The 5,979-nt window shown below is 38.1% G+C and carries 5 protein-coding genes and 1 pseudogene; 4 read left to right on the top strand and 2 right to left on the bottom strand.

Going from position 1 to position 5,979, the window contains the following annotated elements:
* The first annotated feature begins 82 nt into the window (after positions 1-82).
* Both ACGLXV_RS09590 and ACGLXV_RS09585 read left to right on the top strand, forming a co-directional pair.
* Positions 83-514: a hypothetical protein gene (locus ACGLXV_RS09590; protein WP_391558416.1), complete on the top strand. Its 432-nt coding sequence runs from the start codon at positions 83-85 to the stop codon at positions 512-514.
* Positions 511-1,341 carry an ATP-grasp fold amidoligase family protein gene (locus tag ACGLXV_RS09585; RefSeq protein ID WP_391558415.1) on the top strand — a complete coding sequence of 277 codons (831 nt, stop codon included), beginning with the start codon at positions 511-513 and terminating at the stop codon, positions 1,339-1,341. The genes ACGLXV_RS09590 and ACGLXV_RS09585 overlap by 4 nt, the downstream gene beginning before the upstream one ends.
* A gap of 404 nt (positions 1,342-1,745) precedes the next feature.
* On the opposite strand, the gene ACGLXV_RS09580 is transcribed toward ACGLXV_RS09585, so the two are convergent.
* A complete protein-coding gene (locus tag ACGLXV_RS09580; protein ID WP_391558414.1) occupies positions 1,746-2,645 on the bottom strand; it encodes a LysR family transcriptional regulator in 900 nt (299 codons plus the stop codon).
* A 164-nt stretch (positions 2,646-2,809) separates the two neighbouring features.
* Here ACGLXV_RS09580 and ACGLXV_RS09575 point away from each other — a divergent pair, with 164 nt between their 5' ends.
* Positions 2,810-3,724 carry a DMT family transporter gene (locus ACGLXV_RS09575; protein ID WP_391558413.1) on the top strand — a complete coding sequence of 305 codons (915 nt, stop codon included), beginning with the start codon at positions 2,810-2,812 and terminating at the stop codon, positions 3,722-3,724.
* Positions 3,725-3,734: 10 nt separating this feature from the next.
* Positions 3,735-4,448: pseudogene (locus ACGLXV_RS09570) on the top strand (DMT family transporter); the annotation flags it as partial.
* 203 nt (positions 4,449-4,651) lie between these two features.
* Here ACGLXV_RS09570 and ACGLXV_RS09565 read toward each other — a convergent pair.
* Positions 4,652-5,692, bottom strand: a complete 1,041-nt coding sequence (locus ACGLXV_RS09565; RefSeq protein ID WP_391558412.1) for an NADH:flavin oxidoreductase — start codon at positions 5,690-5,692, stop codon at positions 4,652-4,654.
* Between the last annotated feature and the right edge of the window lie 287 nt (positions 5,693-5,979).

Here is a 5,979-nt window from a genome sequence, read left to right as displayed (position 1 = left end):
GTTGAGCAACAAAAACTGGTTTATGAAGATTGTAAATGTACTCTTAGTGATTCTTTAAATGTGTTAAACACCATGTTCGCATATGTTCTCTATTCATACTATATATAGTTCAATAGAAATAGGTAATATTTTTGGGAAAGGAAAAAAACTTTCCGCTGATCTTTCAGTAACTAAGACCGGCTCCCCCCATAGAGTATTTTTAGGAGATCTGCTGACCTATACCGTAGTGGTTACCAATAATGGTCCTTCTTACAGCGGTTTCATAACATGCACCCTCGGTACTTTAGTCAGCTGTAACACTGCTTTTGTTGAAATTTCCATTGCACTGACTCTTGCGGTTACCATCACCAATACCTCAACGGTTACTGGCAATGATATAGTGAAAAGTATTTTAGACAGATTTGTAATATCCTCTAAGATGCGGAAAAATAGATGTGATAATTTACCAACACTAATAAGCATTCATAATAGTTCGGAAAATCCAAATGTAGTAGGGTGGTGTCAAGCTATATGAAAAATGATCCCTCTTACTTTAAAGATTACTTAAAATTACGTTTTAAGCGCTATTATGGGTATGAACTTGACTTGGATCATCCCAAAACATTTGCTGAGAAAATTCAATGGATTAAACTTTACGGGGAACTTGAGAGATTTTCGAAATATGTTGACAAATATAAGGTGCGTCGATTCATAAAGAAAAGGATCGGGGAAGAATACCTCATCCCTCTTGTTGGCTTTTATAAGAATGCTGACGATATTGATTTAGATGTGCTCCCCAATTCGTTTGCCATGAAAGCAACACACGGTTCCCGTTGGAACATCCTAGTCAAAGACAAATCACAGATCGACTGGAAAGCCGCAAAACAGAAGATGGCAAAATGGATCAAGTCAAGTTATTATACACGTAATGGAGAGCGGCAATATAAACCCATAAAAGGACATATTGTAATTGAAAAACTGCTCCAAGATTCATGGGGTGGATTAAAAAATTACAGGGTTTTTTGTTTCCATGGGAAACCAAAGTACATCATGGTAGATCTAATAGATGATAAATATACAGACCTGTATGATCTTTATTGGAATAGAATCCGATTGAATCCATTTGTCAACAAGAGTTTTCCCAAAACTGTGAAGAAGCCGAAACGTTTCGATGAACTAATCTCAATAGCCGGTCAGCTTTCGCGTGATTTTGCATTTGTTCGCGTCGATATGTATTATGCGAATGATCGGATTCTCTTTGGTGAATTATCATTTACACCGGACAACGGTTTTAATCGGTCCTACCCCATTGAACTTGATATAAAACTTGGTAATTTACTTGATTTAACTAGATACGTATAGAAAAGATTTAAATCGTTGATTGTATACCTTGTTTCTATCTTTGGCAAGAAAAAAAGATGTTCACTCAAACTTGAACGTCTTTTTTTCTTGCGAGCGTTATATGGTAAAGAGATCCTTTTCTTTTCCTTTTTGTTCAACCAGCTTTGGTCACGTTAGGTTTATTCCGGCTATATAAAGGTATCAATGATTTCCACTTATTCCTTCTCTATATTGTCATTGTGTTTATTATCGAAAGTGATAACACTTCTCAAAGTCAGCTATATTCCAGATCGGAATCAACGGGAAGTAAGAGACCCGACAATTTGAAGGCAACCATCGCTGGGGAGCCTAGCAAAGGGAACAAGACTAATCAAAAGACCGCTAGATACAGCCAGAGTTACAAAACAATCAATCCTCGTTCATCATTATTGTTCGTAATTTCTGTTGTCTCGTATAGGTTCGTTTAGATAGGACTGAATATATTTAACAAACTTTCTCGCTGCTTGAGAAATGTTTTTAAAGGATGTAGCTGCAATACCAATAGAGCGATAATGATCTCCTTCTAGGCTAATAATGTGAACGCTATTCGGGACACGATACAAAACCATTTCAGGAAAGATACTTATACCCATTCCATGTTGAACCATGGAGATAATAGCTTGGTCATCTTCCAATTCAAATTTGATATTGGGGGTAACATTGTTTTCTTTCAATATTCGTCTTATATCGTTATCGCAGCTTTTCTTTGGCATAATAAACATCTCATCTTTGATTTGTTCAAAACTAACCTCATTTTGCCTGGCGAGAGGGTGTTTGTCAGGAACGATAATTAGCATTCTATCTTTTTTTAGTGGAATAACCTCAAATGACTTCAAAGTGGGTAATGATAGGAAACCAAAATCAACAGCACCACTTGATATCCAGTGTTCAATATCCTCGTAAGTCCCTTCTAGCAGTTTAATTTCTATGGAAGGGTGGCATTCGTTAAAATAACCTAGGATTTCAGGCAGCCATTGAATGGATACGCTTGAAAAGGTGCCAATACGTACAGTTCCTACTTCTAGCCCATTGATACTTGCAATTTGTTGCATCATTTGCTCGTTCCATTTTAAAATTTCACGGATGTATTGTAATACAAGTTCTCCGTTACTGGTCAAATGGATACCTGTACGTCCTCTACTAAGAATAGAAAATCCCCATTCTGATTCAAGACTAGCTAGGGCATGACTTACAGCAGATTGTGTTAAGCCTAGTTTCACCGACGCTTCGGTCAGGCTCCCTAATTCTACAACGGTATTAAAAATTTCAAATTTGGCAAGTGACATCTTCATCCCTCTTTTACATGAATATTTTTCAGTTCAAGCATGAATAACATTCATTTTTCTTATCTAAAGTTAGCACGTATACTTCGAAGTAAGCAATACGATATGAACTCAAGAATGGAATGATCTCTTCTTGGGTTAGTTAATATAGGGAGAAGGGAGTAGCTATGAATACTCAATTTAAAGCTAATCTCATGTTGTTAATCGTGACCATTTTTTTGGGGTCGTCTTATTTGTTCATGAAAATGAGCCTCGCTGGTATACAGGAATTTAACCTCATCGCATTACGTTTTGGAATGGCTTTTATTCTAGCTGGCATTGTATTTCATCAACGCCTTATTCATGCGGATTCTAATACCATCAAATATGCATTTTTATTAGGTTCGATTTTGTTCTTGGTATTTGCCTCGATTACTTTTGGACTAAAATCTACGACCGCCTCAAATGCTGGATTTTTGGTCAGTCTTACGGTCATATTTGTCCCACTGTTATTAGCCATTTTTTTAAGAAAGATGCCTGATAAAAGAATTTTGTTTGGAGTATTATTAGCCTTTACAGGTATCAGCTTCTTAACTTTAAATCATCAATTAAAAATCAGTTCAGGGGACTTCTTTTGCATCTTAGGGGCACTGTTTTATGCCTTACACATTATTGTTACGGGAAAACTAACGAAGGATGTAGATTCCATTACCCTTGGAGTTGTACAACTTGGATTTACTGGAGCATGGGGATTATTATTCTCCATACTTTTTGAAACACCACAACTTCCTAGTACAACGGAGACTTGGCTTTCCGTTTTGGGATTAGGTGTACTTTGTAGTGCCATTGGCTTCGTCGTACAAACTGTAGCTCAAAAATCTACGACTCCAACTCATACAGGTCTTCTATTTTCATTAGAACCCGTTTTTGCAGCATGTTTTGCGTTTGCTTTCGCAGGTGAAATACTTACAACAAAAGGATATTTAGGCGCATTCTTGGTTTTGTTAGGTGTATTAACTGCCGAGATAGATATGAAAAGTCTACTTATGAAAAAAGGATGTAACCAAAAAATCAAGTCTTTGAAGCAACCAAATAACCAGTAAACCTTGGTTGTTAACACGTCAAAATTGGCGAATTTATAAACGTGATTTCTTAATAATCATAGCTATTGGGGTCATTGGTAATACCATTTCGATTGTTGCTCAGGAAACAGGTACAATGCTGTCTTCAGCACAAATGGGAGCCATTATAACTTCCTCAACACCAGCATTTGTGGTGATTTTTGCTCGCCTACTTCTTAAAGAACGGTTAACTTTAAAAAAGGGACTCTCTGTTTGTTTAGCAACAATTGGGGTTTTTCTCATTGTTGGAGTTGGTCATGTGAATTTTGCCAGTAAACTTGATGGTATTTGGCTTCTCATAGCTGCATTAACATGGGCATTAATGTCTGTGCTTGTAAAGCGTGTGCCGAGTGATTATTCACAAATTGTGGTAACGACCTATTCCATCTTGGTAGCCCTAATTGTGTTGACCCCTTTTGTCTTGCCACGATTACATGCAATTAACATATCTCAACTGACTAACCCGACTATTTGGGGAGGAGTCTTGTATTTGGGCATTGTTTCAACGGCAGGTGGATTTCTACTTTGGAATCGTGGATTACAAATGCTTAACGCCTCCAATGGGGGGCTGTTTTTCTTCTTTCAACCCGTGGTTGGTACATTACTTGGATGGCTTATTCTAGAAGAGAACATAGGCGTAACGTTTTGGATTGGCTCCATCTTAATTCTCATTGGCGTTTTATTGGTTATTAAAGAGAAAAAATAGTATTCAAAAACCCCTTCAATAATTGTTATCAAGACCTAATTTTAAAAAAATTCAATAACATCAAAGATGACCACATATTATACATGTATTATATGTGGTCATCTCGTTATTATCGTTTTATTCAACTATAGACACCCGTTACTTCCGTAAAAACAAAAAAAAGAAGGAACCTTTATGGTTCCTCCAATATAAGATCACGCAACTCAATAAAGTGTTTTTAAGGCTTCAGACGTAAAGGGGATCAATTCATCTGTGCGACCATCACGGATCTTACGTGCCCAAGAAGGGTCAACTAATAGTGCACGACCTACGGCTACCAATTCAAATTCTCCACGTTCAAGCCTATCAATCAAACCGTCGATCTTGGCATTGCCGGCACCTTTTCCTTCAGTCAATGAACTCAAAAACTCACCATCTAAACCAACGGATCCAACCGTAATGGTCGGTTTCCCCGTCAGCTTTTTCGTCCATCCAGCAAGATTCAAAGGAGAGTCTTCAAATTCTGGCTCCCAGAAACGGCGAGTAGAACAGTGGAATATATCAACACCTGCATCAACTAATGGCGCCAAGAATTGCTCCAACTCAGAAGGTGTTTTAGCCAATTTCGCCGTATAGTCACTCCCCTTCCATTGCGAGAAACGAAGCACAAGCGGGAATTCCGTTCCAACTGCGCGTCGGCAAGCTTCAATTACTTCCACTGCAAAGCGGGTGCGCCTAACCATGTCGCCACCGTAGCGATCGGTACGTGAATTGGTTTTCTCCCAGAAGAATTGGTCTATTAAATATCCATGCGCACCATGCAGCTCAATGCCGTCGAAGCCTAGCTGTTTGGCTTCAAATGCTGCTTGTGCGAAGGCGTCAACAATTTCACTTATTTCCGATTCCGAATATTCGCCTACATTGCCTCTGGCTCCTATATGCCAAATCTGCGGTATGATCTTTCCGCCTACCTCATGTACCGCAGCCACCACCTTTGCCCACCCATTTAAAGCCGCTTCACCAAAGAAGTGTGGTACGTTCATTTGATTGGATGAATCCGGGTGATTGATCACCGTACCTTCTGTTACTATTAGTCCAACACCGTTTTCAGCTCTACGACGGTAATACTCAGCAACGTCCATACCTGGGACACCATCAGGAGAATATTGTCGGGTCATCGGAGCCATCACGATACGATTAGATAAAGTCAAAGTCTTGAATGTAAATGGTTTAAACAAAGCTTGAACGGATTGAGTATAATTCATAACAACCTCCAAATTTAGTTAATTAAAATATAGTTTGAACTTATTACTTTCTTCACTTGACAAAAGGTACAGTAATAATATTTTTTCAGTTTAAAGACGTCAATATCGAAACACTTTAATGAAAGTTTTACACAACGTCATTGCAATTTTCTTGTTGAGGAATTCTGCTCTAATACATAGTCAGGAATATAATCAATTTGGTCGATAGATTTCTTCTTTTGCTTCGGTATATCCTCCGGGAAAATCAACAGCTTGACATAAGTTTCAGGTGCAATGTCATATTCATA

This window comes from Robertmurraya sp. (assembly GCF_036676585.1).
Classification (GTDB): Bacteria; Bacillota; Bacilli; order Bacillales; family Cytobacillaceae; genus Robertmurraya_A.
Note: the sequence above shows the minus strand (reverse complement) of the source record. Positions and strands in the feature narration are given on the sequence as shown.